Consider the following 14,982-nt stretch of genomic DNA (forward strand, 5'->3'; position numbering starts at 1 on the left):
CGGGCGGTGGATCGTTGGTTTGAGCGCCTGTCCCATCCGCCAAATCGACCGCGAACCAGATCCAGATCGGAGAGAACCATGGACGGCAACGACGCCCCCAGCACCGGCAAGTGCCCGGTCATCCACACCAATTTCGGGGCCCGCTCGAACCGGGACTGGTGGCCCAACCAGCTGAACCTGAAGATCCTGTCGCAGAACAGCTCGCTGACTGATCCGATGGGCGACGGCTATGACTACGGCGAAGAGTTCAACAAACTGAACCTCAAGGAGGTGAAGCAGGAGATCGAGAAGGCCCTGACCACCAGCCAGGACTGGTGGCCGGCGGACTATGGCCATTACGGCCCGTTCATCATCCGCATGGCTTGGCACAGTGCCGGCACCTACCGGACCGGTGATGGCCGCGGCGGCTCGTCCTCTGGCTCGCAGCGTTTCGCCCCGCTGAACAGCTGGCCGGACAACGCCAACCTCGACAAGGCCCGCCGCCTGCTGTGGCCGGTGAAGCAGAAATACGGCAAGTCACTCAGCTGGGCCGATCTGTTCATCCTCGCCGGCAACGTCGCCATCGAGTCGATGGGCGGCAAGACCTTCGGGTTCGGCGGTGGCCGCGAGGATATCTGGGAGCCGGAAGAGGACATCTACTGGGGCAGCGAGGAAGAGTGGCTCGCCACAAGCGACAAGCCTCACAGCCGCTACACCGGTGACCGCGTGCTGGAAAACCCGTTGGCCGCAGTGCAGATGGGCCTGATCTACGTGAACCCGGAAGGTCCCGACGGCAATCCGGACCCGGTCGCCTCGGGACGCGACATCCGCGAGACGTTCGCGCGCATGGGCATGAACGACGAAGAGACCGTTGCGTTGACAGCCGGCGGCCACACTTTTGGCAAGACCCACGGTGCGGGCGATGCGTCGCTGGTCGGGGTCGAACCGGAAGGCGCAGACATCGCCGAGCAAGGTCTGGGCTGGACCAGCACCCATGTCACCGGCAGCGGTCGTCATACCATCACCAGCGGCCTTGAAGGCCCGTGGACCCCGAACCCGATCAAGTGGGACAACGGCTACTTCGACGTGCTGTTCGGCTATGAATGGGAGCTGACCACCAGCCCTGCCGGCGCCAAGCAGTGGGCCGCGAAGGACCTCAAGGAAGAGGACATGGCGCCCCAGGTGGACGGCGAGGGCAAGGTTCCGCTGATGATGACCACCGCCGACATGGCGATGCGGATGGACCCGGTCTACGAGAAGATCTCGCGCCGGTTCCACGAGAACCCGGACGAGTTCGCCGAGGCGTTTGCCCGCGCCTGGTACAAGCTGACCCACCGGGACATGGGCCCGCGCGTCCGTCTGCTGGGCGAGGAAGTGCCGGACGAGGATCTGCTGTGGCAGGACCCGATCCCGGCCTGCGATCACCCGGTGATCGACGCCGCGGACATCGCGGATTTGAAGGCAAAGATCCTCGGCTCGGATCTCAGCGTGTCCGAGCTGGTCTACACCGCTTGGTCCTCGGCCGCGACGTTCCGCGGCTCGGACAAGCGTGGCGGGGCCAACGGCGCCCGCATCCGGCTGGAACCGGCCCGCAACTGGGAGGTCAACCAGCCTGACCAGCTCTCGAAGGTACTGTCGGTGCTCGAGGGTATCCAATCGGACTTCAACGCCGCGCAGTCGGGCGGCAAGAAGGTCTCGCTTGCGGACCTGATCGTCCTCGGCGGCTCGGCCGCGGTCGAGAAGGCGGCGAAGGATGCCGGTCACGACATCGAGGTGCCCTTCACCCCCGGCCGTATGGATGCCAGCCAGGAGCAGACCGACGTCGACTCCTATGCCTTCCTCGAACCAGAGGCCGACGGGTTCCGCAACTACCTGAAGGTCGACTATTCGGTCCCGACCGAGGCGTTGCTGGTCGATCGCGCGCAGCTGTTGACCTTGACCGCACCCGAAATGACCGTCCTCGTCGGCGGCCTGCGGATGCTGGGCAGCAACTTCGGCGGAACTCAGCACGGCGTGTTCACCGATCGTCCGGGCCAGCTGACCAACGATTTCTTTGTGAACCTGCTCGACATGGGCACCATGTGGAAAGAGAAGGACGGCGAAAAGGGCATCTACGAAGGGCTCGACCGGGCGACCGGTGCGCCGAAGTGGACTGGCACCCGTGTCGATCTGGTGTTCGGCTCCAACTCCCAATTGCGGGCGCTGGCCGAGGTTTATGGCTGTGACGATGCCAAGGAGACCTTCGTGCAGGACTTCGTGAAGGCCTGGACCAAGGTGATGGACCTGGACCGCTTCGATCTGAAGTGATCCCGGCGGTAGCTCTTCAACACAGTGGCGGCGCCCCCTCGTGGGGCGCCGTTTGCGTTCAGGCGGGGGCTTTGGCGCGTGCGCGGGCCAGCACACCATCCGCCCAGCGGTCGGCTGCGGCGCCGAAGCAATCGTGGATCGAGTCGACCGCGATCACGCTGCCGAGCGCCATGCGTCCCAGCAGCGAGAGACTCGGTGCGGGGGTGCCATCGCGCCCAACGACCTGGGCGTCCGGTGTCAGCCGTGCGCCAAGCCCGTCGACTACCGGGCAAAGCGTGCCCGCATCGCGAAGGCCCGCAATCAGCGGGTCCGTCACAGCGCCAAGATCCGGCGAGGGCAACACCGCATCGACCATCGCCACGACCTCGGCGCTGGTATCATCCTCGACCAGCCTCCAACCGGTGGGCGTCAGGGCGATGTCAGGGTCCTCGACGGCACGCAGATCGACGATCTCCGCCTCTATCAGCATCAGCAGTTCTTCGGCCGAGCGGACCGGCGGGCCGTAGGAGAAGCGTTTGAGACGCTCGTCGAAGCGCACAAGCGCCGAGGCTGTCTCGGGGGCGGCGCTGCCGGGATTGAACCCGCGCCGCAGCGTATCCTGCCATTTCCGCCAGACCTGACCGACCGCGAAACCGGCTGAGGGCGGTTGTTCCCCGTGCGCCATGGCGATGCCTGCGCGTAGCGCGGCGACGGCCGAGCGGGATTCCTGCGCGCCCGGATTGTCACGCTCGGTCTCGAGCCATGCAACCACATCGTCGCTCACACCCCGATGGCAGAGGATCCGGGTCACGGGTGTCCGGATCGCGTCGCAGATGGTCTGAAGCGCCTCGTCCGGCTCTTGCCGTATTGCGTCAGCGAGGGCGCTTGCGAAAGCTTCTGTCTCTTGGGTCAGCGGATCAAAGAGCTGGTCAATCTCGGCGCTCGCCGGCTTGGGCACCGGGGCGTGACCGTCGAGCGAGAACGGCAGGATGCGCGCGGGCTCCCGGCCGGAGGCGACGTAGCGTCCGCCCTCGAACCGCCCGCCGCAGCCACAGGTCAGAAGCCGCAGCACGTCGAGCGTCGACAGACCCAGCCCACGGATCGCCACCGGCTTCCCGGCCCATCCCTGCGCGGCGCGCAGCAGCGCATGGTCGGGATAGGCGGGCAGCAGGTCGAGCCCGTTGCTTTCCGCGTGGTCCTGCCAGCGTGCCAGCTGCGTGTCCGGCTTGGTGCGAGGCTGTCCCGGCGTCATGAGCACCTCGTCGAATGGCCCGCGTCGCTCGCCGTTCGCGATCAGCCACCAGCCGTGGCGTGTGCGCTCTAGCTCTTCCACCGCCTCGGCTCGAAGCGTCAGCCGCAGCGTTGCCGGCGCACGCTCCGAAATCTGCTGCAGGCGGGTCATGAAATACCCGCCAAGCTCGGCGCGGGCCGGGAACCGTTCGGGATCGCACGCGGGTTCCTGCAGCCAATCGGCGAATGCCGGAAGCCGCGCGCCGGGGTAGGAGGGTGCAGCGATTGCAATCTCGCGGTTGGGAACGTTGAGCAGGCACAGCGGGTTCTGTCGGGGCGAGAAGTTCGGCCCCGCGCCGGGCGCGGCGGTCGGGTCGAAAACGTCTATCCGAAGCGTGGTACCTGCGTCATTCATACGTTCGGCCAGCGCCTCAACGGCGCCGAGGCCGCGTGGGCCCATTCCGATGATGGCGATACGGCAATAGTGAGACTCGGACATGCGCGGCATCCACCGTAATTGCGGTCTGCCCGGTGAACTGTGGCGCGGCGCCCGCTTGGCAAGCTCAGGCCGCTTAGAGGTCCTCGTCGATGATCGCATCGAGCGCGGCGTCTAGCCCGGCCATGTGCTCGGCGATCACCTCATGCAGCCGGTCCTGGAACGCGGTGGCCAGGGGCACGAGTTCGCACATGAGTGCGCGGCCCTTTTCGGTCAGCGCAAGCTTGATCAGCCGCCGATCTTCGGCGTTGCGGTCCTTGGTGATGTAGCCCTCGGCCTCGAGCCGGGTGGCGGCACGGCTGGCCTTGGATTTTTCCAGGTTCACACGCTGCTCCAGATCGCGCACCGAAACCTCGCCGGAGTGAAGCAGGTGCACGAGCACCCGCCACTCGGCGATCGAGATGCCGAACTGCGTCCGGTACCGCTTCGCAAGGCTCGTGCTGAGCTTCTCGGCCGCCACTGTCATCCGATACGGCAGATAGGTCGAGAGATCGAACGCGGGGGCTTGGCTGGTCATGTCAACTCGCTGGGTTACCAGATCCTGTTCTGCTGGCGTCAAGAAGCCCGTAATGCAAGCGATAGCTTGACATCGTTGCATGTGCAACGAATGATCTGAACAGATTGAGTCCGGGGCAGGGCCCTGGAAAACGGCACATCACGGGGAGAGGGGTCATGACGATTCAGGAGCTGCCGAAAGGCATGATCCGGGCGACCGACACCACAGGCACCCACGAAGGTTACATGCCGGGCTTCGGAAATGATTTCGAGACCGAGGCGCTGCCCGGCGCGCTGCCGCAGGGAATGAACAGCCCGCAAAAATGCAACTACGGCCTTTATGGCGAGCAGCTGTCCGGCACGGCCTTCACCGCGCCCAGCCACCAGAACGAACGCACCTGGTGCTATCGGATCAGGCCATCGGTAAAACATTCCAGCCGTTACAAGAAGATCGATCTGCCGTACTGGAAGACCGCGCCCGAGATCGACCCCGACGTGATCTCGCTGGGTCAGTACCGTTGGGATCCGGTGCCGCACGCCGATCAGCCGCTGACCTGGCTTACCGGGATGCGGACCATGACGACCGCCGGTGACGTGAATACGCAGATCGGAATGGCGAGCCACGTCTACCTGGTCACCGAGTCCATGGTGGACGCCTATTTCTACTCGGCCGACAGCGAACTGCTGATCGTCCCGCAGGAGGGGCGGCTGCGCTTCTGCACCGAACTGGGGGTCATCGACCTCGAGCCGCAGGAGGTCGCCGTGATCCCGCGCGGCCTCGTTTACCGGGTCGAGGTGCTCGAGGGGCCTTCCCGTGGCTTCGTCTGCGAGAACTACGGCCAGAAATTCGAACTGCCGGGCCGCGGCCCGATCGGTGCAAACTGCATGGCGAACCGGCGCGACTTCAAGACGCCGGTGGCGGCGTTCGAGGACCGCGAGGTGCCCTCGACCCTGACCATCAAGTGGTGCGGCCAGTTCCACATCTGCGAAATCGGACACTCGCCGCTCGATGTGGTCGCCTGGCACGGCAACTACGCGCCGGTGAAATACGACCTCAAGACCTATTGCCCGATCGGCGCGATCCTTTTCGACCACCCGGACCCGTCGATCTTCACCGTACTGACGGCGCCATCGGGGATGCCGGGAACCGCGAACATAGACTTCGTCCTGTTCCGCGAGCGCTGGATGGTCATGGAGGACACCTTCCGCCCGCCCTGGTACCACAAGAACGTCATGTCCGAGCTGATGGGAAACATCTACGGCCAGTACGACGCCAAGCCGCAGGGGTTCGTTCCGGGGGGAATGAGCCTGCACAACATGATGCTGCCGCACGGTCCGGACCGCGAGGCCTTCGAGAAGGCCTCGAACGCCGATCTGAAGCCCGACAAGCTCGACAACACGATGTCGTTCATGTTCGAGACCCGCTTCCCGCAGCACCTCACCGCTTTCGCCGCGAAGGAAGCGCCGCTGCAGGACGACTACATCGACTGCTGGGACAGCCTCGAGAAGAAATTCGACGGCACGCCCGGCCGCAAGTGACAAGAAGAACAGGAGACCGAATGACCAAGGCGTTCGCATCCGCCGGCGATATGGCGGAAAAGACCGTCAGCTTCACCGAAGTGGGCGAGGGGCTATACGCCTTCACCGCCGAGGGCGACCCGAACACAGGCGTCATCATCGGCGACGATAGAGTAATGATCGTCGAGGCGCAGGCCACGCCTCGGTTGGCGCGCAAGGTGATCGAGTGCGTCCGCTCGGTTACTGACAAGCCGATCAGCCATCTGGTGCTGACTCATTACCACGCGGTCCGCGTGCTGGGCGCTTCCGCCTATGGCGCGCGCGAGATCATCATGTCCGATACCGCGCGTGCGATGGTTGCCGAGCGCGGTCAGGAAGACTGGGACAGCGAGTTCGAGCGTTTCCCGCGTCTGTTCCAGGGGCACGAGGAAATCCCCGGCCTGACTTGGCCGACCACGACCTTCTCGGAAGGAATGACCGTCTATCTCGGCACGCGCCGGGTCGACATCATGAAGCTCGGCCGCGCGCACACCGCCGGCGACGCGGTGATCTGGGTGCCCGATCAGGAGGTGATGTTCACCGGCGATATCGTCGAGTACCACTCGGCCTGCTACTGCGGCGACGGGCATTTCGAGGATTGGCCCGAGACCCTTGCCAATATCGCCGCTTTCGAGCCGCAGGCCATCGCGCCGGGCAGGGGTGATGCGTTGATCGGCCCCGAGATGGTCGAGAAGGCCATAGACAGCACTGCGGATTTCGTCCGCTCGACCTACAAGCCGGTCGAACGTGTGGTGGCACGCGGCGGCTCGCTCAGGGAGGCGTGGGACGCGGTGCGCGCGGAATGCGATCCGAAGTTTTCCGACTACGCGATCTACGAGCATTGCCTGCCGTTCAACGTAGCCCGCGCCTATGACGAGGCGCGTGGCATCGACACGCCGCGGATCTGGACAGCGCAACGCGACAAGGACATGTGGGCGGCCCTGCAGGGCTGATCCTTTCGGGCGGTGTGACACGCAGAAGGTCTCGTGCCCCGAATTTGCGGAGGAAATGCAGGGTGCAGGAGCGCTACAGCCTCGCCTTCAGGCTCTATCCCTACGAGCGATCGGCCGACCAGGACGCCGCTACGCCAGCCCGACATCCGGTCGTGGTCATGGGCGGCGGCCCCATTGGCGTCGCGACCGCGCTGGACCTGGGGCTGCAAGGCATCCCGGTCGTGCTGCTCGATGATCACGAGGGCATAGGCATGGGCTCCCGCGCGATCTGTTTCTCGAAACGGACGCTGGAGATCGCCGCTCGATACGGCTGCGCCGGCCCGATGGTCGAGAAAGGCGTGGTCTGGAACCTCGGCAAGGTTTTTCACGATGATCGCAAGGTCTACGAGTTCAACCTGCTGCCCGAGGCGGGTCACGAATACCCGGCCTTCATCAACCTGCAGCAGCCGAATTTCGAGCGCATTCTGGTCGAGCGGATCCGCGAAGCGCAGGTGGCGGGCGCGCCCATTGAACTGCGCGGCAAGAACCGGGTCGAAGCGGTCGAACAGCATGAGGACCACGTACGCCTCTCAATCACCACGCCCGACGGGCCCTACGAGATCGAGGCCGATTGGCTGATCGGCTGCGACGGGGCCGGCTCGCCGCTGCGCGGCATGATGGGCCTCGAGTTCGAGGGGCGGGTCTTTCAGGACAGTTTTCTGATTGCTGACATCCGCATGAGCGCGGATTTCCCGACCGAGCGCTGGTTCTGGTTCGAGCCTTCGTTCAAGTCCGGCGCTTCGGCCCTGCTGCACAAGCAGCCGGACGGGATCTGGCGGGTCGACTTCCAGATCGGCTGGGACGTGGACCGCAAGGAGGAGCTGAAGGAAGAGAACATCCGCCGCCGGCTCGACGCGATGCTGGGGCCGGAGGTGGTATACGAGCTGGTCTGGTCCTCGATCTACACGTTCCAGTGCCGCCGGATGAAGAAGTTCCGCCACGGACGGGTGATCTTCGCGGGGGATGCGGCGCACCAGGTCTCGCCCTTCGGGGCGCGCGGAGCGAACTCGGGAATGCAGGACGTGGACAACCTCGGCTGGAAACTGGGAATGGTGATCCGGGGCGAGGCGCCAGACGGCCTGCTCGACAGCTATGATGTCGAACGGCAGCATGGGGCGGATGAAAATATACTTAATTCAACGCGCTCCACGGACTTCATAACGCCGAAGTCGAAGGTCAGCCACGTATTCCGCAATGCCGTCTTGGACCTCGCCGAGTATCACCCGTTCGCGCGGCCGCTCGTGAATTCCGGCCGGTTGAGCGTGCCCTGTACCTACGACGGATCACCCCTGAACGGGGAGGACGCACTACCCGGCGGGCCTGAACGCACCCGGCCCGGTAGTCCTTGTCTCGATGTACCCCTTGGTTCTGATTTCCTGCTACAGCGCCTGGGCAATGGCTTCACGCTGCTGACCATAGACGTGGTAGCCCCCGAAGAGATCGCAAATGGGGCTACCGCGGCAAAACGCGTTTCGCTTTCGGCTACAGAGGATCCCAGCGGTATGCTGGCCGAACGCTACCTTGGTGGGGCAAGCAGCGCCGTCTACCTGATCCGCCCTGACCAGCATGTCGCTGCGCGCTGGAAGGATTTCGAGGCGGATGCGGTGAAACATGCCCTGCGGACCGCCTGCGGGAATTGAACCATGACCAAGTTGATCACAACGCTGAACATCCCTGACCCTGACGGTTTCTACGCCGAACTTCTCGCCGCCCACGAAGGGCTGAGCGAGGCTGAAAGCGAAGCGCTCAACGCCCGGCTGGTGCTGCTGCTGGCGAACCACATCGGGGATCGCGCGGTGCTCTCCGAGGCTGTGGCCGAAGCGCGAAACTCTGGTCGGACGCCCTAGCCGACGAACCGCGCCCGATAATCCGAAGGCGGCAGCCCAACCCGCGTGCGGAACCGGCGCGAAAAGTAGGACGGGTCGGCATAGCCCAAGCGATAGCCGACTTCGGCGACCGGGATCTGCGTGAACGCCAGAAGGCGACAGGCCTCGGTCATGGTCGCGCGCTCGATATAGCTTGCCGCGCCCATTCCCGAGGCGGCGCGGCACACCCGGCTGAGATGCCCGGTCGTTACTGCCAGAGCCGCCGCATAATCGCGGGGCCGCCATGGCCCCCCATGTCTTTGTCCGATTAGCGTATCCAGACGCTCCAGTAGTGTGGGTGCCGCGGCTTCTCCGGCCTGAGGCGCATTTTCGGCGGCACGGGCCAGCAGGGCGTGTGCCAGTCCCACAAGCACTTGCGCGCGGAATGGGCCGGTGGCAGCGAACCCGGTCCGGAACTGCTCGAAGAGGGCGGCCAGATCGGTATCGGCGCACCCCGCGAACGGCTGCGACAGCGCGCGTGCAAGGGCAGGGTTCATGCCCGCTATTCCGTTGACCACCGGCTGCGGGAACGACATCACCAGCCCGTCCGTTTCCGGCTCGAACGCGAAGCCATGCACGATGGTTGGCGGCACGAAAAGATAACTTCCGGGCCCCATCTGACCCGCCCGCCCGTCGATGCGCACGTCCGCTTGCCCAGCGGTAATATGGAACAACTGCGCCATCTCGGCGTGCCGGTGCGGTTCGATCACCCAGCCATGTTTCGGTGCCCGGTCGCCGATCCGTTCGCAATGCACGACATCCGGAAACGCGGAGGTCTCTCCGAACAGGGCGAACTCGGGGATACGGAGTTGAGTCATGCACGATTCGTACCAGCGATGGCCGCGCCGGTCCATTCAAGGCGATACCGCCTGCGACTAGCATGCCCGAAAAGGGAGGCTTGATTGAGAACCCAGGTTGTCGTCATCGGCGGCGGACCGTCCGGTCTGCTGCTGTCGCAGTTGCTGAACCGCGCGGGCGTCGAGACCGTCATCCTCGAACGCACCACCCGGGAGCATGTGCTGGGGCGGATCCGTGCCGGCGTGCTGGAGTGGGGCACCGTGCAGATGCTCCGCGAGGCGGGCGTGTCCGAACGCATGGACCGCGAGGGGCTGCCGCATGACGGCTGCTGGCTGACCAGCGACGAGCAGATGGTGCACATCGACTTCAAGGCGCTCACCGGACGGCAGGTCATGGTCTATGGCCAGACCGAGGTGACGGCGGATCTCTACGAGGCCCAAGACCGGATGGGCACGACGATCCTGCATGAGGTTTCGGATGTGGTGATAAGTGATCTGGATGCGGCGCAGTCGACGGTCACGTTCACACAACGCGGTGAGCGCAAGACGATCACTTGCGACTTCGTCGCCGGTTGCGACGGGTTCCACGGCGTCAGCCGAAAGACGATCCCGGAAGAGAGGCGCCGGGAGTTCGAGCGGGTCTATCCGTTCGGCTGGCTGGGAATACTGTCCCGTACCCCGCCCGCAAACGAGGAACTCATCTACGCCAACTCGCAATACGGTTTCGCATTGGCCTCGATGCGGTCGGCTTCGCTGAGCCGCTACTACGTGCAGGTGCCGCTGTCCGACAAACCGGAGGACTGGTCCGACGACGCCTTCTGGTCCGAGCTCAAGCGCCGCTTGCCGTCCGAGGTCGCCTTTACGCTGGTGACGGGCGCGTCGATCGAGAAATCCATTGCCCCGCTGCGCAGTTTCGTCTCCGAGCCGCTGCGCTGGGGCAACCTGTTCCTCGTAGGGGACGCCGCACATATCGTGCCGCCCACCGGTGCCAAGGGTCTGAACCTGGCGGTTTCGGATGTGCATTACCTGCACGAGGCGCTGATAGAGGCAGTGAAAGGAGACCGCAGCGGGATCGACGCCTATTCGGACCGCGCCCTCCGGCGGATCTGGAAGGCGATGCGCTTCTCCTGGTCGATGACGACGATGATGCATGCGTTCGACGGCGAAGACGAGTTCGCCGGGCAGATGCGGCGCGCGACGCTCGACCATCTGGCGCAGTCCGAGACCGCGAGGCGCGACCTTGCCGAGAACTACACCGGGCTACCGTTCTGAGGCGGCAACTTGGAAATCGGTTGCAGCTGCTATAGTTATTTCCGCTAACGGCCCCGGCTCTAAGGGGATTTGACGATCGGGGATCGCAATGCAGCGGGACGGGAATGAAGGGTGAGCGGCTTCGGCAGCACGGCGTCTTCGTCGCTCTGCGCCGGGGCGAAACACGGCCTCGGCGGTTCCAGGTGATCGGCGAGCGCTGTTCGGGCACAAACTACTTGCATCACCTTGTTCGGAAGAACCTGCCGCTCAAGCCGAGCAGTGCGTTGGGTTGGAAACACGGGTTCCCCTCAGCCGTCGCGGTCGCACCCGATCTTCTGGTGGTGGTGGTGGCGCGCCGGGCGGACGACTGGGCGCGCAGTCTTTACGCGCGCCCCTGGCATGCGAACCCGGGGGTCACGAAGCACGGGTTCCCCGAATTCATCAGATCGGCCTGGCGGACCAAGGTGCGGCTGGACGTGCGGGCCCGGCTCGCCCCGTGGGACGCGCGGATGGGGCAGGCGCTGCAATGGGACCGGCATCCGCTCACCGGCCGGTCTTTCGGCAACATCTTCATGCTGCGCAACGCCAAGCTCTCGGCGCATATGGGCTACATGTTTCGGGCCGGCAATGTTCTGGTCGTCCCGCTTGAGCGTGTCGCGGACGATCCCGAACGCTTCATCACCGAAACCGCCGAGGCTTTCGCGCTGACCCCGCGCAGTCCGTTCCGTCCGGCAGACGGAACCTATGGCCACCACATGTTCTGGCGCAAGCGCGACGACGAGATCGATTTGCCGCCCGAAACCCTGTCCGACGAGGATAGGGCGTTCATGCTCTCCAAACTGGACATGAAACAGGAGCGGCGGTTCGGGTACACTTACGAGCGATGAGACTTTTGCATGCTGCGTGGCCGAAGCTGATGGCTTGCGCGGTGCTGTTCGCCGAAACTGCGGGGGCGCTCCACGCGGCCGAGCGACAATGCTCAGCGGGGATCACCGCACAGGCTGGAACCGGCGTGCTGGCCGAAAGGGTCTGCGAAGCCGTCTCGCGCGTGGCGCCGACCCTCGAAGCGTGCGGGGTGGCACCGGACCAGTCGATCGATATCGTCTTGGTGGACGCGTTGGAGGCCGGCTGTGTCGGCGTCTACCACTGTGGTGAGCGCAGGATCGAAGCGCTGTCTCCGAACGCCCTAGACGACTCGCGGAGCAGGGACGGGGCCTTTTCTTCCGTTTCGCTGGGCTCCTACTTCGACAGCGTGATCGCGCACGAATTGGCCCATGCGGCCTATGACTCAGTTCCGTGCCCGCTGAAAACTTGCAGGGTGACCGCCGAGTACATCGCCTATGCCATGCAGGTGCTTTCCCTTCCTATAGCGGATCGCACTGCCTTCGAGGCCGGTATTCCCGACTTGGAGGTCAGCCGCTCGGATTTCAGTACCGTGCTACTGGGCCTGTCACCCGAACGGTTCGCTCAGGATGCCTGGCGCCATTTCTCGAACCATCCGCGCGGCTGCGACTACATTCGATCGCTGATTGCCGGAGAGGACTTCCTCGACAGACCACGGCCCTGAGCCGAGGGTGTCGATGCTTTCTGATAGACGTCTATCAAATTCTGATTGACGTCTATCAGATTCGCTCGCACACTGCCGCCGGGAGGAAAAACAGGGATATGCGAAAGCCAACCCTGCACGACGTGGCCAAGGCCGCGGGCGTCAGCTATGCAACGGCGGATCGGGTGTTGAATGCACGCGGCGGCGTCTCGGCGAAGTCCGAGGCACGGGTGCGCGACGCGATCGATCGGCTCGGCTATCGCCGCGACGTGCATGCCGCGAACCTGTCGCGGCGGCGCGTGTACCGTTTCCGGTTCCTGTTGCCTTCGGGGGATCACAGCTTCTTCCGCGCGCTTCATGCTGCCGCCGAAGCCGAGACCGAGCGCCGTGCCGCGGATCGGGTGGCCGTGACGGTACAGTCCGTGCCAGCCTTTGATCCCGAAGCGCTTGCGAAGGCCCTGGCGGGTCTCTCCTCAGGCGATTGCGACTGCGTCGGTCTACTCGGGCTCGACGATCCGCAGGTGCACACGCAGACGCGTCGTCTGGCGGCGGGCGGTGTCTCGGTCCTGACCCTCGTTTCCGATGCGCCACTGCCCGAGCGTGCCGCCTACGTTGGGATCGACAACGTCGGGGCGGGGCGGACGGCAGGGCGGCTGCTAAAGCTGGGTCACACGGGAAGGTCCGGTGTTGTTATGCCGCTGATCGGGACCCACGCTGCGCAGGACCACGAGGACCGGCTCCGGGGCGTGGCCGCCGTGTTGTCGGAAGCCGCCGGTATCGACCTGCTGCCCCCGGTCGAGGCATTCGACAATCCCGCCAGAATCCGCGCCGCCGTCGAGCGGGCGCTGACCGAGAGGCCCGATCTGACCGGGATCTACTCGGCGGGCGCCGGCAACCGGGGTCTGATCGCCGCACTCGAGCATCTAGCCCCGGAAGCACGCCCGCTGGTCGTGGTTCACGAACTGGTCCCGCACAGCCGCGCGGCGCTCGAAGCCGGACTGATAGACGCCGTGATCGACCAGAAACCGGAACAGGAAATCGCCGCAGCGCTCGACATCATGCGGGCGCTTGCGGACGGACTGGCAGTGCCCGAAGGCCTGCCGGGCATCACCCCGACAATCTATCTGAAAGACAACTTGCCGGCGCCGCTTGCGCCTGCACATGAAGGAGACATGAGTTGAGCGGATATTTCAACGATATCAGCCCCGTAGCATTCGACCCTAAATCGGATGGGCTGGCATTTCGCCACTATAACCCCGACGAAGTCGTGATGGGCAAGCGCATGGAGGACCATCTGCGGTTCGCCGTATGCTACTGGCACAGTTTCGTCTGGGAAGGGAACGATCCGTTCGGGGGGCAGACCTTTGAGCGCCCCTGGTTTCCCGCCGATACGATGGATCTGGCGAAGCAGAAGGCCGACGCGGCCTTCGAGATGTTCCGTATCCTCGGCGTCCCGTACTTTGCCTTCCACGACCACGACGTCCGCCCGGAGGGCGCAAGCCTTGCCGAGAGCCATAAGCGCCTGAATGAGATGGCCGACTATTTCGCGCGGAAGATGGAAGCCGGCGGGCCTAAGCTGCTCTGGGGCACGGCCAACATGTTCTCGAACAGGCGCTACATGTCGGGTGCGTCGACCAACCCGGACCCGGACGTGTTCGCCTATTGCGCCTCGATCGTGCGGACCTGCATGGAGGTTACCCAGCGCCTCGGCGGCGAGAACTATGTCCTCTGGGGTGGGCGCGAAGGCTACGAGACGCTGCTCAACACCGAGATGGGCCAAGAGCTGGAGCAGATGGGCCGCTTCCTGAGCATGGTCGTCGAGCACAAACACAAGGTCGGTTTCAAGGGCGCGATCCTGATCGAGCCCAAGCCGCAGGAGCCGACCAAGCACCAGTACGACTACGATGTCGCGACGGTCTATGGCTTCCTCAAGCGCTTCGGGCTGGAGGACGAGGTCAAGGTCAACATCGAACAGGGGCACGCCATCCTGGCCGGCCACAGTTTCGAGCACGAGATCGCGCTGGCGAACGCACTTGGCATCTTCGGCTCGATCGACATGAACCGGAACGATTACCAGTCCGGCTGGGACACCGACCAGTTCCCCAACAACGTGCCCGAGGTGGCACTGGCCTACTACGAGATCCTGAAGGGCGGCGGGTTTACCACCGGTGGCACCAATTTCGACGCCAAACTGCGCCGCCAGAGCCTGGACGCCGAGGACCTGATCGCCGCTCATGCCGGGGCGATGGATGTCTGTGCCCGTGGTCTGAAGGCGGCGGCGGCGATGCTGGAGGACGGCACGCTCGAAGAGGCCCGCAAGGCGCGATATGCCGGTTGGCAAACGCCCGAAGCGCGCGCAATGCTGGCGCCGGGGGCAACGCTTGCCGACATTGCAGACAGGGCCGAAGCCGCAGGACTGGATCCGCAGCCGGTTTCTGGCCGGCAAGAAAAGCTCGAGAACATCGTGAACCGCTTCGTCTGAAGACGA

At 64.7% G+C, this 14,982-nt stretch carries 13 protein-coding genes; 10 read left to right on the forward strand and 3 right to left on the reverse strand.

The window, feature by feature from the left end:
• Positions 1–78: 78 nt before the first annotated feature.
• Positions 79–2,286 carry a catalase/peroxidase HPI gene (katG, locus tag ACW9UR_RS11830; protein WP_458917195.1) on the forward strand — a complete coding sequence of 736 codons (2,208 nt, stop codon included), beginning with the start codon at positions 79–81 and terminating at the stop codon, positions 2,284–2,286.
• 58 nt (positions 2,287–2,344) lie between these two features.
• Here katG and ACW9UR_RS11835 read toward each other — a convergent pair whose 3' ends face one another.
• Both ACW9UR_RS11835 and ACW9UR_RS11840 read right to left on the reverse strand, forming a co-directional pair.
• The gene (locus ACW9UR_RS11835; protein ID WP_458917196.1) at positions 2,345–3,994 is read right to left on the reverse strand and encodes an FAD/NAD(P)-binding protein; all 1,650 of its coding nucleotides are present in this window, start codon (positions 3,992–3,994) and stop codon (positions 2,345–2,347) included.
• Positions 3,995–4,067: 73 nt separating this feature from the next.
• On the reverse strand, positions 4,068–4,508 hold the full coding sequence (locus tag ACW9UR_RS11840; protein ID WP_458917197.1) for a MarR family winged helix-turn-helix transcriptional regulator: 441 nt from the start codon (positions 4,506–4,508) through the stop codon (positions 4,068–4,070).
• 155 nt (positions 4,509–4,663) lie between these two features.
• Here ACW9UR_RS11840 and hmgA point away from each other — a divergent pair, with 155 nt between their 5' ends.
• The 4 genes from hmgA (at position 4,664) to ACW9UR_RS11860 (ending at position 8,882) form a co-directional block, all read left to right on the forward strand.
• Entirely contained in the window at positions 4,664–6,025 is a 1,362-nt protein-coding gene (gene hmgA, locus ACW9UR_RS11845; protein WP_458917198.1) for a homogentisate 1,2-dioxygenase, read from the forward strand.
• 20 nt (positions 6,026–6,045) lie between these two features.
• Complete coding sequence (locus ACW9UR_RS11850; RefSeq protein ID WP_458917199.1) at positions 6,046–6,996, forward strand: MBL fold metallo-hydrolase; 951 nt, start codon at positions 6,046–6,048, stop codon at positions 6,994–6,996.
• A 62-nt stretch (positions 6,997–7,058) separates the two neighbouring features.
• Positions 7,059–8,675, forward strand: coding sequence for an FAD-dependent oxidoreductase (locus tag ACW9UR_RS11855; protein ID WP_458917200.1), 1,617 nt, complete (start codon positions 7,059–7,061; stop codon positions 8,673–8,675).
• 3 nt (positions 8,676–8,678) lie between these two features.
• The gene (locus ACW9UR_RS11860) at positions 8,679–8,882 is read left to right on the forward strand and encodes a DUF2783 domain-containing protein (RefSeq protein ID WP_458917201.1); all 204 of its coding nucleotides are present in this window, start codon (positions 8,679–8,681) and stop codon (positions 8,880–8,882) included.
• Here the strand turns inward: ACW9UR_RS11860 and ACW9UR_RS11865 are convergent.
• Positions 8,879–9,718 carry a helix-turn-helix domain-containing protein gene (locus ACW9UR_RS11865; protein ID WP_458917202.1) on the reverse strand — a complete coding sequence of 280 codons (840 nt, stop codon included), beginning with the start codon at positions 9,716–9,718 and terminating at the stop codon, positions 8,879–8,881. The two genes, ACW9UR_RS11860 and ACW9UR_RS11865, sit on opposite strands and share 4 nt — an antisense overlap.
• Positions 9,719–9,802: 84 nt before the next feature.
• Here ACW9UR_RS11865 and pobA point away from each other — a divergent pair, with 84 nt between their 5' ends.
• The 5 genes from pobA to xylA all read left to right on the forward strand — a co-directional run bounded on the left by pobA (position 9,803) and on the right by xylA (position 14,976).
• Positions 9,803–10,969: a 4-hydroxybenzoate 3-monooxygenase gene (gene pobA, locus ACW9UR_RS11870; protein ID WP_458917203.1), complete on the forward strand. Its 1,167-nt coding sequence runs from the start codon at positions 9,803–9,805 to the stop codon at positions 10,967–10,969.
• 104 nt (positions 10,970–11,073) lie between these two features.
• A complete protein-coding gene (locus tag ACW9UR_RS11875; RefSeq protein WP_458917204.1) occupies positions 11,074–11,835 on the forward strand; it encodes a hypothetical protein in 762 nt (253 codons plus the stop codon).
• A gap of 29 nt (positions 11,836–11,864) precedes the next feature.
• Entirely contained in the window at positions 11,865–12,515 is a 651-nt protein-coding gene (locus ACW9UR_RS11880; RefSeq protein WP_458917785.1) for a DUF6639 family protein, read from the forward strand.
• Positions 12,516–12,613: 98 nt separating this feature from the next.
• Positions 12,614–13,675, forward strand: a complete 1,062-nt coding sequence (locus tag ACW9UR_RS11885) for a LacI family DNA-binding transcriptional regulator (protein ID WP_458917205.1) — start codon at positions 12,614–12,616, stop codon at positions 13,673–13,675.
• Positions 13,672–14,976 carry a xylose isomerase gene (gene xylA, locus ACW9UR_RS11890; protein ID WP_458917206.1) on the forward strand — a complete coding sequence of 435 codons (1,305 nt, stop codon included), beginning with the start codon at positions 13,672–13,674 and terminating at the stop codon, positions 14,974–14,976. Before ACW9UR_RS11885 ends, xylA begins: the two co-directional genes overlap by 4 nt.
• Positions 14,977–14,982 lie beyond the last annotated feature (6 nt).

Source organism: Halovulum sp. GXIMD14794, from assembly GCF_054457455.1.

Excerpts from the sequence above, each read along its gene's own strand:
- ACW9UR_RS11865 (WP_458917202.1), bottom strand. The coding sequence starts at position 9,718 with ATGACTCAACTCCGTATCCCCGAGTTCGCCCTGTTCGGAGAGACCTCC.
- ACW9UR_RS11850 (WP_458917199.1), top strand. The coding sequence starts at position 6,046 with ATGACCAAGGCGTTCGCATCCGCCGGCGATATGGCGGAAAAGACCGTC.
- ACW9UR_RS11875 (WP_458917204.1), top strand. The coding sequence starts at position 11,074 with ATGAAGGGTGAGCGGCTTCGGCAGCACGGCGTCTTCGTCGCTCTGCGC.
- katG (WP_458917195.1), top strand. The coding sequence starts at position 79 with ATGGACGGCAACGACGCCCCCAGCACCGGCAAGTGCCCGGTCATCCAC.
- ACW9UR_RS11835 (WP_458917196.1), bottom strand. The coding sequence starts at position 3,994 with ATGTCCGAGTCTCACTATTGCCGTATCGCCATCATCGGAATGGGCCCA.
- ACW9UR_RS11880 (WP_458917785.1), top strand. The coding sequence starts at position 11,865 with ATGGCTTGCGCGGTGCTGTTCGCCGAAACTGCGGGGGCGCTCCACGCG.
- hmgA (WP_458917198.1), top strand. The coding sequence starts at position 4,664 with ATGACGATTCAGGAGCTGCCGAAAGGCATGATCCGGGCGACCGACACC.
- ACW9UR_RS11860 (WP_458917201.1), top strand. The coding sequence starts at position 8,679 with ATGACCAAGTTGATCACAACGCTGAACATCCCTGACCCTGACGGTTTC.
- ACW9UR_RS11885 (WP_458917205.1), top strand. The coding sequence starts at position 12,614 with ATGCGAAAGCCAACCCTGCACGACGTGGCCAAGGCCGCGGGCGTCAGC.
- ACW9UR_RS11840 (WP_458917197.1), bottom strand. The coding sequence starts at position 4,508 with ATGACCAGCCAAGCCCCCGCGTTCGATCTCTCGACCTATCTGCCGTAT.